At 49.5% G+C, this 18,485-nt stretch carries 11 protein-coding genes; 1 reads left to right on the top strand and 10 read right to left on the bottom strand.

Annotation, left to right across the window (positions count from 1 at the left end):
- Positions 1-10: 10 nt before the first annotated feature.
- The 6 genes from BM030_RS12160 to BM030_RS12135 all read right to left on the bottom strand — a co-directional run bounded on the left by BM030_RS12160 (position 11) and on the right by BM030_RS12135 (position 11,213).
- Complete coding sequence (locus BM030_RS12160) at positions 11-1,948, bottom strand: heparinase II/III domain-containing protein (RefSeq protein ID WP_170845721.1); 1,938 nt, start codon at positions 1,946-1,948, stop codon at positions 11-13.
- Positions 1,941-3,863: a heparinase II/III domain-containing protein gene (locus BM030_RS12155; RefSeq protein ID WP_090973877.1), complete on the bottom strand. Its 1,923-nt coding sequence runs from the start codon at positions 3,861-3,863 to the stop codon at positions 1,941-1,943. The genes BM030_RS12160 and BM030_RS12155 overlap by 8 nt, the downstream gene beginning before the upstream one ends.
- Positions 3,864-3,982: 119 nt before the next feature.
- Complete coding sequence (locus BM030_RS12150; protein ID WP_090973876.1) at positions 3,983-5,812, bottom strand: RagB/SusD family nutrient uptake outer membrane protein; 1,830 nt, start codon at positions 5,810-5,812, stop codon at positions 3,983-3,985.
- An 8-nt stretch (positions 5,813-5,820) separates the two neighbouring features.
- Entirely contained in the window at positions 5,821-9,141 is a 3,321-nt protein-coding gene (locus BM030_RS12145) for a TonB-dependent receptor (RefSeq protein ID WP_244518903.1), read from the bottom strand.
- Between the two features lie 224 nt (positions 9,142-9,365).
- Positions 9,366-10,556, bottom strand: coding sequence for a FecR family protein (locus BM030_RS12140; protein ID WP_090973874.1), 1,191 nt, complete (start codon positions 10,554-10,556; stop codon positions 9,366-9,368).
- Between the two features lie 90 nt (positions 10,557-10,646).
- A complete protein-coding gene (locus BM030_RS12135; protein WP_090973873.1) occupies positions 10,647-11,213 on the bottom strand; it encodes an RNA polymerase sigma-70 factor in 567 nt (188 codons plus the stop codon).
- Between the two features lie 289 nt (positions 11,214-11,502).
- On the opposite strand from BM030_RS12135, the gene BM030_RS12130 reads away from it, so the two are divergent.
- Positions 11,503-12,918 (top strand): Gfo/Idh/MocA family protein, encoded by a 1,416-nt coding sequence (locus BM030_RS12130; RefSeq protein WP_090973872.1) that lies wholly within the window; start codon positions 11,503-11,505, stop codon positions 12,916-12,918.
- On the opposite strand, the gene BM030_RS12125 is transcribed toward BM030_RS12130, so the two are convergent.
- The 4 genes from BM030_RS12125 to BM030_RS12110 all read right to left on the bottom strand — a co-directional run bounded on the left by BM030_RS12125 (position 12,915) and on the right by BM030_RS12110 (position 18,377).
- The gene (locus tag BM030_RS12125) at positions 12,915-13,949 is read right to left on the bottom strand and encodes a hypothetical protein (RefSeq protein ID WP_139215887.1); all 1,035 of its coding nucleotides are present in this window, start codon (positions 13,947-13,949) and stop codon (positions 12,915-12,917) included. The two genes, BM030_RS12130 and BM030_RS12125, sit on opposite strands and share 4 nt — an antisense overlap.
- Before the next feature lie 11 nt (positions 13,950-13,960).
- A complete protein-coding gene (locus BM030_RS12120; RefSeq protein ID WP_090973870.1) occupies positions 13,961-15,118 on the bottom strand; it encodes a methionine aminotransferase in 1,158 nt (385 codons plus the stop codon).
- Positions 15,119-15,172: 54 nt separating this feature from the next.
- The gene (locus BM030_RS12115) at positions 15,173-15,508 is read right to left on the bottom strand and encodes a helix-turn-helix domain-containing protein (RefSeq protein ID WP_211657596.1); all 336 of its coding nucleotides are present in this window, start codon (positions 15,506-15,508) and stop codon (positions 15,173-15,175) included.
- A gap of 199 nt (positions 15,509-15,707) precedes the next feature.
- On the bottom strand, positions 15,708-18,377 hold the full coding sequence (locus tag BM030_RS12110; protein WP_090973868.1) for a TonB-dependent receptor: 2,670 nt from the start codon (positions 18,375-18,377) through the stop codon (positions 15,708-15,710).
- Positions 18,378-18,485: the final 108 nt, after the last annotated feature.

Here is an 18,485-nt window from a genome sequence, read left to right as displayed (position 1 = left end):
TGTGATACGTTTACAATGCAGATATCCGGAAGCGGTACGTTCCTTTGGTACGCGCTTTCTTTTCTTTCAAAACAAGCCGGTAGATACACTCTCCCCACACGCCGGTCAACCGCGGGTCGGACAATTCAATTACTTCTGTTTCCGCTGAAAATTGGTTCGGGTTATAGAACAATGTCGCCTGTTTCCCCTCTTTAGTTAGTCGCGCCTCACCCTGAATAGACAGATCGGGTTTCGCCCACGTAAGGAAATGTAGCTGGTTCGGCCGTGCTGCCTCGGCTAACCGGTATTCGTCTGTAATATAGACCGTCTTACCGTCCAACCGGTAGCGGCGTTTCCACTGCTTAACTTTCGCCTCAGACGGATAAGCTCCGGCAATATCCAGTGAAAACTCCATTTTCCGTTCGTCGAACCGTACCTCTCTTGAACGGTAAGATGCGCCGAACCGCTGGTCAAAACCATTTATCCTCGGAACATTATGGTACGCGCTCTGCATTGTCCAAATCGAATAGCGCTCGTTGCTGAACGTCTGTCGCGTGTAAGTGCCGACACCAGCGTCGACGAAGAAAGGGATATGCTTGATGTATAACGAAAACGTGCCGATATCATTATGGTTATGGCTCTCATTATTATGCCCGCCCTTCGCCGCCAAGAACAGTCCGTCCTCATTTTTCAGGTAGCAAAATTCGGTTTCAGCGTACCAGGCAAACTTGAAAGTTGGCAGGGCCGGTTCGGTTATTGAGAGTCCCGGATAACCGGCCATGGCCTCCAAGGCGCGGAAAACATCCCTCCCCACAGCAATGGAAAACCGCTTGCCGCTACGATTGTACAGGTACCCGGCGAATTGCTGCATCTCCGTACTGTTGACAGCCTGACCATAACGGTAAATGAGCGACATGTTACCCCCGCCTTTAGCCGACGCATCGGCAAAATTGACTACCCACCCGTCGCCAACATAAGAACGAGCGATGTATTCTCCCATGTTACGGACGATAGGTTCATGGAAAATAGTTATCCTTTCTGCTGTGGCATAGCTCAGCAATTGTAAATAGTCATATAGCTTTCCCGCGGCATGGCTCCAGTAGGAAGGACCTTCCTCGCAAGCTCCGTCTGAATGGTTATAGTTGATAAACGCGTCAACGGAGCGCATTGTGCGGTAAACACCAGCAGCCAATTTTTCCGGGTCGTCTTCCAACAAGAGGAAACATGCCAGTACATTGAAATTGCACCAAGGATTCCAATTATTTACCATTGCGCCCGCTTTCAGGTTAAATGCCTGCCACCAGAAGTCATCACGGGCCATGTAGGTTTCAAGGATACGTTCTTTTAAGGTGTTCAATAGCCGATGCGAAATAGATGGATTCACTTCGTCAAAAGATGCTTTGAAAAAATGGTAAGTCCACGACAATAATGAGCCGATATCTCCAGCCGCCAAATCGATAACATGTCCGCTATCATCCGGAAGCGACCTATGAGATCGCTGCGGCCCTGGCAGGTGAGCCGACAATGCCCAGGAACTCATCTCCGAGAACAGCCACACTCCATTCACAATTTGGTCGAGAAACCTTCCCTTACCCTCGCAAAGCTCGGCCAACACCAGTGCACTCAGGGCATTGCTGTTAGCACCAAACGGCGTCTCCATGGTGGCACGCGAACCACTCCGCTCAAATTCGATATAATCCGTGGCTTTCACCACCCGCCATTCGAAATCGAGATACTTTTCACCTTCGGCAATGAGTTGTTCACTTACCACGTCAGTAAGTCGGCTCCACGCTTCACGGTCGGTGTAGTCGGGATAAGGAACCCACTCTTGGTTCAATATCAAAGAGGTTCGAACCTGGCTTTCCGTTGCTGCGTTCTGCAGGAGGTTTCGATTTTCTGTACAAACGGCATAGTGGCACATTAGCAACGCGAGTGCCCCGGTGAGTAACTTGTTGACGATCTTATTCATGCCAGTCATTGATGTCAGCTTGCGTTATATACGTATCGTTCAGCTTATCGCGCTGTCTCCCCATCGCCACCCGTAGCGATACGAACTCATTCAGGGCGGGGTCAACTTCAATTTTTAGTACGTTGTAGCCGGTTATTGGCTTTTCTGCTTCCGTATAAGGTTTTGCTTCTTCTAACCGGAGTTGAGCCTTCGGCGACAACACCTTTATATGGAACTGCTTGCCTCCCTTCCTTAAGGTGACCGCATTTCCCACGATACTTATATCGGCAGATGTAATTGCAGACCATATGATTTTTTGCGCATCCCGGTTCAGCGATATATCATCTTGGATTAAAACGGTTTCTTTATCAATTAATTTGACGCCGCGTAGCGCAGATTGCACCTGTTTTTCATAACCGCCGGTCATATTGAAAACTGCAAATGGCTGCGGGGAGGCCGGGGCGAAGCGTTCAATATATCCACGGCCATACGAATATTGGATTTTATCGTCAATTGCGATAGTATTATGGCTGAAATTGGTGTTCCTAAAATATTTCCATCGCTGTCCGTTGGGACTGTAATCCCAAAAGCCAGGCAAATGGTAGTGATCTGAACCTAAGTCCTCAAGCCATCGGATACCATCTGTCTCCACAATAAAATGGCCAACGTCCAACTGCTGGTGCGCTTGGTTGGGAGCCCCCCCTTTTATGGCAAGATATATACACTCATCAGCGGGTTCCATACTACCATTCAATACCGCTATCGGATTGTACACATTTTTAAATACAGCTAATCGTTCCATTTTTCTCCATTCAGGCTCAACCTGCAGATCAAACCAAGGTATCGCCAGGAAAAAATGCCATTGAGGTGTTTTCACCTGATTATTGACAACCTCGCGCAATTGCTCATGGTAATAACCTGCCACCTGCGGCTGCTGCCACCGCTTGCTGAAATAAAAAAAAGCGGGACTGTAATTCGACGATAGCTGTCCATTGTTTCCAAAGGCTGACGAATTCGCAAAATTAAACACCTTTTTACTTGGGCTGAGGGCATTGATGTAGTATATTGCGGTATTGCTGACTCCATCTAAATCTGCAATGCCGAAACTGTGGCCTATGTTTGTTTCCAAAACATCTAACATAATAGCCAAATAAATATTCGTATATTCCCAGTAGCCCGGTCCTTCATAACAGACGCCGTCAGGAGCATAATGCTTCATGCAGTTAACAGGATACTTGACTGCATGGCGGATGATTTCTTCTGCCAGTTTAACGTTACTTTCTGCGATTGCTAATGCCCCCATAATCATTCCGCTGTTACATACAACGTTCCAATTTGTCTCCCTTTTTGCCCATGAGCCATTATTCCCTTCTTGCCGGTAAACCGGCAAAGCAAGCTTTAGTGCCTTTTCCTCTATCGCTTCGACGATTACGGCCCTATGTTTCTCATCCAAATCATGATATAACCAATCATAGCCAATAGCGACAGCCGTTGTTGTCTCTGCCACATCCAGGTAATGTTCAGGATTCCATGAAGGGAACGCGCATATGTTCATCAAATTGGCAATTGCTTTATCCAAGTACCTTTTTTCACCGAACAACCTGTGGGCGAGCGAGAGCGTAATCATACGGTATACATGCTCCCTACTCTTGGTTAAGTTGTTTGGTGCGGACAACAGTGGACTGGTTAACAAACTGTCCGCGTGTTTCCGAAGATGGCTCCGCAAGCCACTGAACAGAGGATTTACTCCGATGGTATTAACTAAGGTTTCTTCTTCGGTGGTTGTGAAAAGCAACCGCGGATGGGGGGCTATTGTCTTGCCGAACAGTTGTAGGTTTTGCGTTTGGGGCGAACTTCCGTCATCCTTGTACAAACCATTGCCCTTAGCGGAATGGCCTGCTGCTAAAACACATAATAATAGCACAAAATTTTTCATTTCTTGACTTTAAAAACCATGGAAGCGGCAGTGAGGCATGGTTCCGGGAAATCTCCCGGAGCCATGCCATCATACTGTAGCAGAATAAGCGCATTCCGGAACGGATATCCGCCGAGAACTTAATACAGCGGATTCTGAACCAGCAGTCTGCTTTTTTGGATCTCTGACAAGGGTATCGGGTATAAATACATTGCTCTATCCCAGGCTCTGTCTTCCAATTTTGTTCTTTTGTAAAACTCAGACAGGTCTGCTGCATTCATGTTCATTCCATGGAATGCACCACCCTGTCCTCCTTCTCCAGGGTCATTTTCCGCAATCATCCACCGCCGCACGTCAAAATAGCGTTGGCCTTCCATCGCCAGTTCAACGCGCATCTCGGATCGGATAGCCTCTCGTTGCAACGCCTGGTTTCCGATAATCTCTGGTTTAATATCAATCAACAACGGTATACCCGCCCTTTCCCTCACCAAGTCTACGTACCGAATTATCCGGGAATCAGCAGGATTGACCTCATTAAGCACTTCTGCATAAAGCAAATAAAATTCTGCCAACCGATGGATGATTGCTGGTCGATATTCGCTTCTTGGATGGCTGCCTGCAGCATAAACCCTGCGGCTAATGAATTTGTAGGGAATATAGCCCGTCAACGCGTGATCCTGCTGGCTATTATCGCTGTTGCCGCCCTTCTGAAACCAAACTTGCTCATTACCCACGTGCCATTTTCTCCCATTGTAAAACACCATTTGATAGAAGCGGGGCTCTCGGTTTATATACATGCGAAAGGTTCCCGGTTCCGTCTGTCCCGATAAATCTTCCCCTTCAACCGACAACCCACTTTCGGAATATAACGGTGATTCTCCTATTGAAAAACCATCCATCATAAAATAGTCATCAACCAGCTCTTGCAACACGTGGAAAGTGCCGGTGGGGTTTGATGCCCCTTGCACCACCCGCGGCCTGATTTGCTGGTCTACCGGAGCCCAATCGACATCCGACCGCGCAAAGATCACTTCCCTATTATACTTCATGAACAGTTCGTAAATGCTTTTATGCGGATCGGCAACACCGTTTGTATACTCTTGATGTAACGCGTAATGTCCGGATTCTGCATAATCAATGAATTCCTGAAGGGCCTGCAACGCTCGTTCCCATTTTGACGGATCCGCATCCGGAAACAGGCGTTTGCCGTCTGTATTGGTCACATTCAACGCTTCTTGATAGCCCCCATTGAACAGCGGGCTGGCAGCATATACCAGGAGACGCGCACGTACAGCCAGCGCTGTTCCTTTAGTGGGTACTGCCAATTGCTGTTGATTGCTAAGATCCGGATCTTTCAACTGCTCGGCAACGGCTGTCAATTCATTGTAAACAAACTCCACCACCTCGTCTACCGAATTCCGTGCAAAATCCAGCCCTTTATCTTCCGGGTCTGCCACATAATCCATTATTGGAATCGGGCCGTATAATTCAAATAACAAATAGTGATAGTATGCCCTGAGGAACCGTGCTTGAGCGATGAGCTCATCGATTTCCTCTTTACTGATGAAATCAGCTAATCCTTCCCTTGGAATTTCACGGGCGTTCGACAGAAACACGTTGGCCTGCCGGATCTGCTGGTATAACTGCCACCTACGGAAACGCGTATGTGCCGCATTGTATGGAGCAAGATTGAAATCCACCACTTGCCTGATTTTGACCTCATCGGTCATCCGGTTCCAGGGATTATGCAAGCCGGTAAAGTTATTATGATCCCAATATTGGGCCGGATTGGGGATTCCTGAATAAATATTCCGGTGCCAACGCCTTACGTCAGCCGGAGTTGAGAAAACCTGCTCAAGATCCCGTTCTTCAGCCAATTCTTTGGATACGTCAAGGAAACCCGTATTGCAAGATACTGCGGTTAACAGCAGGGATAACAAAACTACTGGAAAAAATACCGTTCTTTTCATGGTCTTATTTACAAGGTGAACTCCAAACCAAATGTCCATATGCTGGGAATAGGGTACCGGGTACCGCCGGCACTGTTCCCTATCTCGGGGTCGTACATCTTTACTTTATCCCACAGGGCGACATTCTGTCCCATCAGATAAAGTCGAGCTGCCTGAATGCGCTGAGCAAACAGCGGCTTGTTAAAGCTATACCCCAGCTCCACGTTTTTCAACCGGATGAAAGATCCGTCTCTTATCCACCATGTACTCGCCGTGTTGGTATTAGCCATTTCGGTAACCCGGAGACGCGGAAAAAAGACATTCTGTGAAGGATTCTCCGGTGTCCATCGGCTTTCCACGATTTCCTGTCTTACGTTTGATTCTTCAACCCCCCAATGAAACGGCATGAAAGCATTCGCTTGATTATTTAAGTTAACCGACACATTGCCGGCACCCTGAAAAAATCCGTTGAAATAAAACCCTTTGTATCCGACACTCACGCCAAATCCGTACATCAGTTCGGGTATTAGGGGGTGGTGCGAATCTCTTACACGATCAAAATCATCTATTACACCATCGTTGTTCAGATCAACGTATTTGATGTCTCCGGGCATCACCTGAGACACATAAGTTTGCCGGGCGATTCCATCTTTCAGCCTGTAAACAGCATTCCCTGAATCGTCAGTAGTGATATGGAAGTCATCGTCCGTAAACAGACGTTCAGCGACCAGTAAGTTTGAAAGTGCATTCAATCGCTTACCCGTCACACTCATCCATTCATGAGCCTGCGGTATCTCATCATACTCCAGAATTTTGTTCCGTGCAAACGTAACATTTCCACGCACACCAAGCGTTACTTCACCGAATTGTTTATTGACGTTAATGCTGCCATCAATGCCCTTGTTTTCCACTTTCCCATAGTTTTGCCAAGGGGCTTGCCTAAATCCGGCCACCTCAGAAACAGTACGCCGCTGAAGGAGAATATCCGTGCGCAGGTTGTCAAAATAATCAGCTTGTAAGGTCACCTGCCCATTCCATAAGGTAACGTCAATACCGTAATTGCGCTTCAGTTCGATTTCCCATGAAAGTGAGGGGGCAGCAAAACGGCCTTCAACCAGCCCGTTGCCACTGATGCCGTTAATCGCTCCGGTGCTGCCTATCCCCAGGCTATAACCATCTCCGTTTGCGAACGTGGGTCTATACATAAACCGACTACCCCCGGTATTGTCGTTGCCCGTGCGTCCGATGGACGCCCTGAGCTTGAAACTATTCACCACATGCTGCAAGCTTTCGGGGAAATACGGTTCATTGGCGAGGTTCCAAGCCACCCCAACCGCCGGAAAAAATCCATACCGGTAACCCTTAGCAAACTGTTCGCTGCCCGTCACCCCGAAATTGGCCTCTATTGAATAGCGGTTACCAAAGCTGTATGCCAGTCTTCCCACGTAAGCTTGCTTTCGGAATGCGAGCGCTTCGTTATGCAGTTGCTGCTCTTTTTGGTAATAAAGCGCCATCGCGTTGACCGTGTGATTAGCAAACGTACGGTCAAAATTCAAAGCGGTTTCTAAGTAAATATTCTTGTTGCCAGAACTCGACTCGGCCGGTTCACCGAATGGCTCGTAGTTCGTAATTTTTCTGAAAATAAGGTTACCTTCCTCATCCCGGCCTTCAGCGAAGTAGGCGTCCGGAGCTTTTGTCCGGCTCATCTCATACAATGTATTAGCGTCGTAACTCGCTGCGCCACGGATTTTCAAGCCCTGTGCGATCCAATCCAACTTCTGCTCCAAATCTACCCTTGACTGGATTCCGGTACGCCACTGCTTTCGATAACCGGTTTCTGTCAAATAATTATACGGATTCCGTTTATTTCCGGTATAAGAAGGATGTTCCGCTAAAGTACCGTCGGAATATATCGCGGGAAAAAGATGCGGAGGGATCCGCGATATGCGTTCGAATATGGCATTTGAAGCATTTCTCGCGTTGTTGGTTTCCAGGTACTGCCCGCTCAGGTCGATGCGTAACAAAGTCGACTTCGTTACGTCGATATCCACGTTGCTCCGAAGGTTGTAGCGGTTCAGGCCGGCATTGTTATTGAATTCGTTGTTCACTTTATACAGCCCGCTTTCGCCAAAGTAAGCGCCGGAAACAAAAAAACGCGCCCGTTCGTTACCTCCTCTGAAATTGAGCGTGTGGCGGGTATTGTAGGTATGATCTTTCATTAAAATATCCCACCAATTACTGTTGGGATACAGGTCGGGATCCTCACCGGACGCGTACTTGGCCAACACCTCATCGCTATACACTGGTAGTTTGCCTTCATTCCGTAACGCTTCATTATACAGACTAAGATAATCAAACGAATTTGCGAACCGGGGCACACGGGTTGGTGTCAGACGGCTAGCCTCACCCCGATAAGAAATGGCCGTCCGTTGGACTCTTCCACGTTTGGATGTGATTAAGATAACACCGTTTGCCCCTTCGGACCCATAAACAGAAGTCGCGGCAGCATCTTTGAGCAAAGTAAATGTCTCTATTTCATCTGGTTCGATATCGTTCATGTTTCGCGGCACACCGTCTACAAGAACCAACGGCCTCGTACCTCCGGCAAAGGAACTTACCCCACGGATCCAGAATTCGGCGTCATCATAACCCGGCTCTCCCGAACGCTGTACCGCGATTAAGCCCGGAATCTGCCCTGCAAGGTTATTGCTCAAACTGCGGGTGGGCATGCGTAATTGTTCTCCTTTCACCGAAGAAACGGAACTGACCAAACTTTCTTTCTTCTGTTGCCCGAATCCAACCACTACCACTTCTTCGAGCCCTGTTGCATCAGGTAGCATAATAATTTCAAGGTTCGTGCCGCCAGCTACTTCCACCTCCTGGCTGATATAACCCATATAGCTGAACAGTAATGTTGACCGCTCAGGAACAACGAGAATAAAGCGGCCATTGATGTCTGTGGAAGTGCCGATTTGTGGATGTCCTTTAACGACAATACTGACCCCTTGGAGTACGGTACCTGATGAATCCGTTACAATACCGCTGACTTCCACATCGGCGCGGCTGGTATGACGCTTGACGGGATGCTTATTAAGAAGCAGGATAGTATTTCCTTGCTTTTCATATGAGATTTTCCGCTCATCCAATAACTTGGTCAATACCTTGTCAATTGGTTGGCTTTTTACCGTTATGGACACGGGAGCGAACTTGCTAATCATCGTCTCGTCATAAAGAAAATGGTAGTCCGTCTGCTTGCGTATCTCTGCAAAAACCTCCTTTAGGGTTTTATTTTTTACATTTAGGGTAACTTCTTGGGCATTCCCCGAGGCATAGCCACCTAATGAAAACACTAAAATTAGACATATCGTGACTTTCACCATCCTTATGAAGAAAAAAACGGCCCGATTTAAGCATACATGGGTACCCCAGAATACTTTGCCGTTGTTAAAGTATTTCATAATTTTACAATTAGGATTGAAAAATAATTGGATTCAGTTCTGTTCAAACCGGGGATGGTGGAGCATCTCCGGTTATTTTTTTAATTGATATCTTTATACCATAGCTCCTCCTTGTTTTAATCGTTAGTACTTTTGACGATTACCGTTGTGCCATTAATCTGGAATGTAAGGCCACTGACTTTTTTTAACATGTCCAATGCTTTGCCAAGGGTAACATCTCGCCCGATGCTCCCTCCATACGGGCGTGAGGGGATATTGCCCTCATACCGCACATCAACGCCATACCAACGTGCCAACTGTTCCATGATTGAGGTAATGGGATCATTACTAAAATAAAAGTAACCGTCCCGCCATGCCGTCACTTTCTCAATCGTGGTTTCATGGACAGCTACGCCGCCGGTCGCACTACTAACCGCTTGCTGACCGGGCTTGATTACGCGGTTGATTCCTGCATGGATTATATTCACTTTTCCGCTGATCAGCGTGGTATAGGTATGGTTCCTGTCGTAGGTATTGACGTTAAAACGAGTACCCAATACTTGGACGTCGCCCTGCGTGGTCTGTACCACAAAAGTAGATTCAGGTAAATGGGCTACATCGAAATGCGCCTCGCCAGATAGTGTTACTTCCCGTTTGTTTCCGGCAAAGGTTACGGGATACGTCAGTTCTGATTGCGCGTTCAACCAAACTACGGTGCCGTCGGGTAATACCACCTGGTACGTGCCGGCACGGGGAACACGGATGGTATTAGACAATTGGTTCGACCCCAATTCAGCAACTAAGTCTTTAACGGTATAATACAATATCCCGCGCTCACTGCTTAGCATACTGCCATCAGTCTCCATAAGCTGCAGCGAGTCTTCACCCAGCTTGATTGTTTTACCATTCGACAGGATGAGTTCTGCCTGAGTCTTTCCGGGCAAAACGTCATTATTGTACCCGTAAGTTATATCTTCAATGATACGTTCGTTGGCCTGACGGGGCAAAAACTGCCGCCAAATAACAAGGCATATTACGAGAACCGCGGCGGCATAACCTAACCGCCGTATAAAACCCGTAATGGGCTTCCGTTTATTTTGACTTTTCCGCTTACGTTGTACAGCCCGCCATGCCTCCTGCTTGTTCAGGCGATTCATGTAATCCATTTCCTCCTGAATGAAAGAAACGTCTTCATAGCGTTCCAGCAACTGCCGTTTCCCTGGATCATCCGCTACTAAGCGCCGCAGCGTCTCCACTTCTGCCGGAGTAGCTTCGCCCTGGAGAAACTTAGCAATTAACTGACTGATATAATATGGATCTTTTCCCATGAACCTGCGTTGTACCTTGGCGTTTTAACGGTACAATCCTTCAACAGGCGAAAAGGGTGGAATCAAAAAAAATAATTTAAATACGACCTGTTAATCAATCATATAAATCAAGAAAACAACTAAGAAAGGTTGCATATCCGGACTAAGCCGCGCCTTTAAAAGCGAGATAGCCCGTTGTTTCTGACTTTTTACTGTATTGATGGAAAGGTTAAGCTCATTAGCAATCATTTGGTTACTCATTCCATCAAAAATACCTTTCTTCAGAATAAGAGCACACCCCTGCGGCAAAGCCTCGATGGCTTTGTTCAGTTCGCCCATCACTTCAGCATGGATGATATTGTTAATAATTTCTGGTTCGGTTGATTCTTTGATATCGTTCCGATAATGATATTCACTTACAACCTTTTCATGCCTCAACACCTTATAGCACTCGTTCCTAACGGCTACATATAAGTATCGTTTTGCTTCGACCTGCTTGTCTGGGAACATTTCGGGCTGCTCACATAGCTTCACAAATACATCCTGAACCACATCTTCGGCCTGTTCCCCGTCGCCTAACAGGTGCTTTGCAAAAACGCAAAGCTTTCCATAATATAACAGGAAGAGATCTTTCGCCGATTTGGTTACTTCCGATGGGATTAAGCTGTCTTCAAACATAATGCTATTTTCCGATCTATCCCCATAAATCTAAACCCGCTCAAATTACATGGATAGTAATAATTTTATAAATTGGCTCGCTAAACAAAAAACGCGATTTTAACTGATAATATCAAGCACTTTACAAAGCAAACGATTGCCTAAAATTCAAAAAATCTTATTTCCCTCCTGAAGGCATAGGTACAATTAAAACAAACGGTTGCGTTATGTCTGCATTTTGATAACTCCACCAACTGTCTTATACTTGTTCAGTGATGACAGGCGCAGTTAGACGTAAACAATATTAACCATGAGTTATAATCGAAGAAATTTCCTGAAAAGTGCCACGCTCCTTACGGGGACTGTAGCCGCGTTGCCCTCCGTTGCCCGCGAAGTTGAAGCCGACACGTGGGCCATCGGCGCACGTGCCGCCGGCCGGCAACGGTTCAATATGAGCGGCTACGCTGCACCGAGAATCGACAAGGTCCGCATCGGATTCATCGGGCTCGGCATGCGCGGACCGGGCGCGGTGCACCGCATGTCGCGCATTGAAGGTATTGAAATCAAAGCGCTCTGCGACAAGGATCCCGCCAAGGCCACAAAGGCTCAGGATATACTGGCCAAAGCCGGACTTCCCAAGGCGACGGAATATTCCGGCGACGATGGCTGGAAAGACATGGTAAGCCGTGAGGATCTGGACCTCGTATATATCTGCACCCCCTGGGACCTCCATGCCCCCATGGCTGTCTTCGCGATGAAACAGGGCAAGCATGTGGCATGTGAGGTACCCCTTGCCATTACCATAGATGAATGCTGGGAGCTCGTTGAAACCTCCGAGAAAACCAAGAAGCACTGCATGATGCTGGAAAACTGCTGCTATGATTTCTTCGAGATGCTCACGCTCAACATGGCTCGCAACGGGCTGTTCGGCGAAATCGTCCACGCAGAAGGCGCATACATCCATGACTTGCTGGACCTTAACTTCAAAAAGGATGGCTATGCAGATATGTGGCGGCTACGGATGAACGCCACCCGCAACGGCAACTTGTACCCGACCCACGGCCTTGGTCCCATTGCCCAATGCCTTGGCATCAATCGGGGAGATAAAATGGATTACCTCGTTTCTATGTCGACCAACGATTTCATGATGGGCAGCGCGGCCGCAGAAAAGGCCCGGGAAGACGACTTCTTCCAGGAGTTCGCAGGCAAGCCCTACAGGGGTAACATGAATACCACACTCATCCATACGGCTAAAGGAAAAACCATGATGGTTCAGCACGATGTCACTTCCCCGCGCCCGTATTCACGCATACACCTGGTCAGCGGCACCAAAGGCGTAGCCTCCAAGTGGCCTTCGCCGGAACGCATCGCCTTCGGCCATAGCTGGGTCAAGGAAGAAGAGCTTAAAGACCTGTATGATAAATATACCCCGGCGCTCATCAAACATGTAGGCGAAGTGGCTAAGCAGGTAGGAGGCCATGGCGGGATGGATTTTGTGATGGACTGGCGGTTGATCGACTGTCTGCGTAACGGCTTGCCACTTGATCAGGACGTGTATGACGGCGCGTTGTGGAGCTGCATCTTTCCGCTGAGCGAAAAATCGGTAGCTAAGCGGTCGCGTTCACTGGATGTACCCGATTTCACCCGGGGCGCATGGAAAACCAACAAGCCGGTGGACCTGACATTGGAGGGCGGCGCTACCACGAGCGTACGGCAGGTGAGCTAAGCCACGCTGTTGACTACCTGCAACAAGTGCTGTAAATCGCCCCTGGTATGGACACTGCTTAACACCACGCGGTTCAGTAGCGGGGACGTTGGCAATGGATAAGGGAAACTGGACATCACTATCCGGTTTTTAACCCCAAGGTCATACAGCCCGGGCTGGCTGAAGCAGGCGACCGGAAACCCCGGCGCGGTGCGGCAATCAGCCCGTATATGCTGCTGGAAATAGCTGATGTTCGCTTGGAGCGCGTCCCATTGCTTCGAATAGATAGCTGCACCGTGGATAAAAGCATACATCGACGCAGGAGACGGCGGCGATGCCCCCAGGTAAATGCCCGTATGCCGGAGCGGTTCAACCACCGCCTGTTTCCCTAAGACAATGCCGGCATCAATCCCGACTCCCTTTGCCAATGAAGCCACCACCACCGTATGGAAGTTGGCGCGCAGCGGCACCGTATAATGGCCGCGGAGGATGCCTATCCCATGGGAATCATCCAGGACGAAGTATACCGTCTTATCTGCAGAGATGGCTGAAAATCCCGAAAAATCATGGATGGCCACCTGCAGGTTATCCACCGTGTTGCTCACGACCACGAACTCCGTGCCGCTATGCCCGTTAATCCGGGCCACCGTATCCGCCACCCACGCTTCGAAGTTCGCTGTGGTAAGGGCAGGGCGGGAATTCCCGGGCCATAACGCAGGGTGGCAATCAGGTGAAAAGATGACCGTCTTCGAGCCACCCAGAAAAGACACGGCGGTCTGAGCCGCCAGGAAACCGCTGGACAGCATAAGCGCCGATTCAAACCCAAACCGTTCAGCTGCCGCACGCTCTGCTTCTTCGTAAATGCCCAGCTGCACGTTGTTGCTCCGCGAAGTGCCCACATTAAGCCCGTACCGCGCTAAGCCGGTTTGATAAAGATCCAGAAATCCGGCATGGGTATTCAACCCCAAATAAGCCGTACCGCCGAAGTGTAAATATGACGCACCCTGATAGTCAATGGTGCGTGAAACGGCATTATCAAGTTTGTTAAACATCAGCATTGGTATTAAAGGTCAGAAACAAGAGCCAAGCGATCGGCAGCCTGTTCCAGGGTTTGGCGCTGCTTGGCAAAGCAGATACGTACAAGCTGCTGGTTGGTTTCTTCGCTGTAAAACGACGATACAGGAATCATAGCTACTCCGCGCTGTTCGGTTAACGCCTCGCAGAACAACCGTTCAGGCAGGGCGCTGATGGCTGTATAGTCAGCCAAAAGAAAATAGGTGCCCTGGCAAGGCAGCGCCCGGAACCGGGTACCCGATAGCGCCTCCAACATGAAGTCGCGCTTCTCCTGAAAAAAGGCGCCCAACTCAAGATACTCCTCCGGGTCGTTCAGAAATTCAGCCAGCGCATGCTGGACAGGGGTGTTCACACTGAACACATTAAATTGGTGTATTTTACGGAATTCCGCCATGAGTGCAGCAGGAGCCAGGCAATACCCCACCTTCCATCCCGTGGTGTGATACAGCTTTCCGAAAGAAGCCACCACAAAAGCCCGTTCACGCAATCCGGCATAATGCATCGCACTGCGGTGCTGCACGCCGTCGTAAACCATGTGCTCGTAAACTTCATCGCTCAATACATAGCAGTCGTTATCACGCAAGATTTCAACCAACCGCCGGTAGTCCGTATCGCTCAGTACCCGCGCAGTGGGATTATTGGGGGAATTAACGATGATCAACCGAGTTTTAGGGCTCATCAGATGCGTTACGGCTTCCCAATCGATAGCAAAATCAGGAGCGTTCAGCGCAACGGGCTTTGGTATGCCGCCGAATACACGGACGCTGGGTGCATACGCGTCGTACGCCGGCTCGAACAAGATGACCTCATCGCCCGGATGAATCACCGTGGCCATCGCCGTAAAAAGCGCCTGGGTAGCTCCTGCGGTAACGGTAATCTCAGTTTCGGGATGGTAGTATATGCCGGCCGTTGCTTCAACCTTCGCACTAATCCGTTCGCGGAGACCGGCCACCCCTGTCATGGGCGCATATTGATTATATCCCTGCCGCATGTACTGGGCCACCAACGCCACCAGCCGCGGCGAACAGTCGAAATCCGGGAATCCCTGGGATAGGTTTATCGCCCCATGCCGGACAGCCAGTTGCGACATGTGGGTAAATATGGAAATGCCGGTATCCGGCAGCTTGGTCATCAACCTATGGTTCATCAGCTATGGCTCAACAATCGCGCAAGATTACACAATCTTATTGAGACCTCCCACTCAAAGCGCCCTATTGTCGCGGAGAATTTCCCGATAAAAGCGAATACTATCTTCCAGTTGCGAGATGTAGGCATCTTTATCATCGATGATCTTACGGTAAAATGCTTTTTCCTCGTGGATAAACCGTACGATATCATCCCTTGAGATTCCATCGGTTTCTACCAGCTCGTAAAGCGTCACGCCCAGCACTTTGGCAATCATACCCAACCGATCGATATCAATGCGTGTGGCTCCGCCTTCAATATTCTGGTAGGTCTTGAGCGCGATATGCAAGGCATCGGCCATGTCGGCCTGTGATAGTCCGCGCTCTTTCCTGATTTTTTTGATTCTATCCAAAATAGCCGCCTGTGCCATAGCTGTTAGTGTTAGGGCATAAATCTTACGTAAGGCTGTAGGATTTATGCGTTTGTTCCTTCGTATTGAGGCCTTACCTTTGTTAATAAGGCAAAAATAATACTTTATATCGAAAGACTACTAACTTAGTAGATTTTATTTTCGCAACGCAGAAGCTGTACACAACAAGGCGGAAACAAGATTAGAACGCGTACCGCAGCGTCACACCGTACGTGCGGGGGTCCCCGAGCACCGCTGCGTAATGCCCCGCATTGCCCACACCCGGCAGCAATTGCTCAAAATAATTCTGGTTTAAGAGGTTACGCGACCAAATGAACACAGTGAACCCGTCCGTGGCACGGAATCCTAACCTTGCATTAACCAGCGCATAACCATCTATATTCAACACCGTTGAGGGCGAAGGGCTTGAAGAGAACTCCGAGCGGTAAAAGGTTTCCAGCGCTCCGAAGAACTGGCCATCCTTGCCAATCAGGCTACCCGCATCGGAAGAAAGTTCAAGCCCGATATTTCCGGCCCATTTGGAGATGCCCGGCAGCCGCTGGCCGGAAACGTCCTTGAACGGCACACCCGCTGCCCCGGTCTCTTCCAGCGGCAGTGGCGCATTGGTAAACGAAACATACTTGCCATCTGTATAGGCCAGCGCACCATACAAGGAGATATTCCTGCTCGGCCGGTAGCTGCCGTCTATTTCAACACCGATTACACGCACTTCTTCCGCATTGGCCAGGTAACCACGGGCAATGGAAGGATCCGGATCCTGAACCTGCGTCTGGAAGTCCCGGATATCGGTCAAATGCGCAACAACGTTTAGGATGGTATTCCTGGCTGGTGAGGTTTTGATGCCGAGTTCGCCGTGCCGTACATATTCAGGTTTGATCCTCGCTAAACTCAAATCCGGCTGGCCATTGACGTTGGGCAGGCCACCCAGATTTACGCCCACTGGCTTATAGCTGGTGGAATATGTGGCAAACGCGTTGAAACGGTCATTTGCCCGGTAGGCTACAGTCAATTGCCCTGTCAGGTTACTCTCATCGGCCGTGAAATTAAACGACTGATCATTGTAAATGGTCCGGATGGAAAGCAATACCGGATCTGTAGTATCATATAACCCATAGCCTATCCGGTTGAAATCGACCGTTTTCTTGTCATAATTATACCGCAGTCCCGGTAGAATGTGCAGCTTCTCCGTGATGGCCCAGTCGATGTTGGCAAACACTGCGGCTCCAAAGCTTTCCAGTGTAGAGTTAATCGCCGAGCCGTGCCCGGCAAACAAGCCCGGGGTACGCCAGGCATCGTCCCAGCTCGTGAAGGCACTTCCGTAAAAATGTCCCCCCGGTGCCAAGTCTCCGGCAGAGATGGCACCAAACGAACTCTGCTGGAAGCGCCATTGGTCCTCGCCCGCCTCTTCGGTATGCACGGGATCCGTCCGTAACGTCTGCCCAATGGCATACACCCCAACCACCCCGCTTAGTTTTTTCGAGAAATCACCGGCGTAACGTACTTCCTGCGACCAATTGGTATGTCTCGAAGGTGCCTGCGATTTGGCCGTAGCATTTAGCCCGGTAAAATCGCGGTCGTTCATCGGATCCCAGTTCCAATAGCGCCATGCCGTGGTTGAAGTGAGCGTGCCCCGGGCTATCTTTGCATCCACATTTACCGAAACACCCCCCAAATCGTTGCCCGAACGCCACGTTGAGTTCTGGTCAATCAAGCGGTCAAAAGCATTTTCACTGGGGAGCTGCCAGCCCAGGTCCTGGATGATATTCCGGAACTGCCGCTCTTCCCGTCGGGCCGTCTCCGTCACCCCGGCAATGACCTGCGCATACCCTTCGCTCGGGCGCTGGCGGGAAAAGTCGCCCGCCAATACCACTTCTACATTTTCATTAGGCGTAAACAGCAACTGCGCGCGGGCGCCCAAGTTGTTCAGGTCATTCACATACCTGTCGTTCCTGACGTTATACACGGTACCATCGCGCTGCGTACCCGAAAACGACAGCCTTGCCGCAAGCTTTTCGTTAACCAAGGGTCCGGTAACAGACGCTTTGGCCTGTATAAATCCGTAGTTGCCATAACTGAGTTCAAAAGTTGCCCCGGGAACGAAACTTGCCTTCCGGGTAGTAATGTTAAAAGCACCGGCAGTGGTGTTTTTGCCGAACAATGTTCCCTGCGGCCCCCGCAACACCTCAATCTGTTCCACATCCACGAAATCAAGTGTGGTTGCCGCCGGCCGGGCGTAATAAACGCCGTCGATGTAAAATCCCACACCGGGATCCAAGCCGTCATTAGTCAGGCCAAAGGTAGACCCAAGCCCGCGGATGTTGATGGTGGTATTCCGTGGGTTGGAAGAGTATAATTGAACCGTAGGTACCAGTTCTTTCACGCGGTTTACATTGAATGCGCCCGCCTCGTCGACCAGCGCCCCACCAACCACGGATACCGCAAGGGGCACCTCCTGCGCTGACTCCAGGCGGCGCCGCGAAGTAACCACCACCTCGTCAAGCCCGGTAGCCCTGCGTTCCAACGCTATGGTGGCCGGGCTTTCCGCTATGACCACCTGTTTCGAGGTGTAACCGATGTAAGACACGATGACGGTAAAAGGCAGCTTCTGGCCTGTTACAAATCGAAACTTGCCCTGCCGGTCGGTTTTTGTACTATGGGTAACTCCGGCCAGTTGCAGCGTTGCACCCGCCAGCGGTTCTCCGGTATCCGCATCAACCACCACCCCCTCCAACGTTGCATTAATCAACGGCGTGGTCTCCTGCCCGTATGCTGCGCGCACGAAAACGATACCGATAAACAATAAGGCCAACCGCCCTAAAACCCTAAAACTGAATGGTAAACGTGTTGTCATACTAAATACTTTTGTTGAGCGAACAAAAGTATACTAAGTTAGTAGACTTTTAAAGGCAGAAAACCTACCTACTATAGGAAGAAAACATGCATACCGACCGAGCAGCCT

Origin of the sequence: Parapedobacter composti, assembly GCF_900112315.1 — a bacterium.
Taxonomy (GTDB): domain Bacteria; phylum Bacteroidota; class Bacteroidia; order Sphingobacteriales; family Sphingobacteriaceae; genus Parapedobacter; species Parapedobacter composti.
This window is presented reverse-complemented; position numbering and strand designations above follow the sequence as displayed.

Coding starts and splice junctions, on each gene's coding strand:
- BM030_RS12160 (WP_170845721.1), bottom strand. CDS start 1,948: ATGAATAAGATCGTCAACAAGTTACTCACCGGGGCACTCGCGTTGCTA.
- BM030_RS12155 (WP_090973877.1), bottom strand. CDS start 3,863: ATGAAAAATTTTGTGCTATTATTATGTGTTTTAGCAGCAGGCCATTCC.
- BM030_RS12150 (WP_090973876.1), bottom strand. CDS start 5,812: ATGAAAAGAACGGTATTTTTTCCAGTAGTTTTGTTATCCCTGCTGTTA.
- BM030_RS12140 (WP_090973874.1), bottom strand. CDS start 10,556: ATGGGAAAAGATCCATATTATATCAGTCAGTTAATTGCTAAGTTTCTC.
- BM030_RS12135 (WP_090973873.1), bottom strand. CDS start 11,213: ATGTTTGAAGACAGCTTAATCCCATCGGAAGTAACCAAATCGGCGAAA.
- BM030_RS12130 (WP_090973872.1), top strand. CDS start 11,503: ATGAGTTATAATCGAAGAAATTTCCTGAAAAGTGCCACGCTCCTTACG.
- BM030_RS12125 (WP_139215887.1), bottom strand. CDS start 13,949: ATGTTTAACAAACTTGATAATGCCGTTTCACGCACCATTGACTATCAG.
- BM030_RS12120 (WP_090973870.1), bottom strand. CDS start 15,118: ATGAACCATAGGTTGATGACCAAGCTGCCGGATACCGGCATTTCCATA.
- BM030_RS12110 (WP_090973868.1), bottom strand. CDS start 18,377: ATGACAACACGTTTACCATTCAGTTTTAGGGTTTTAGGGCGGTTGGCC.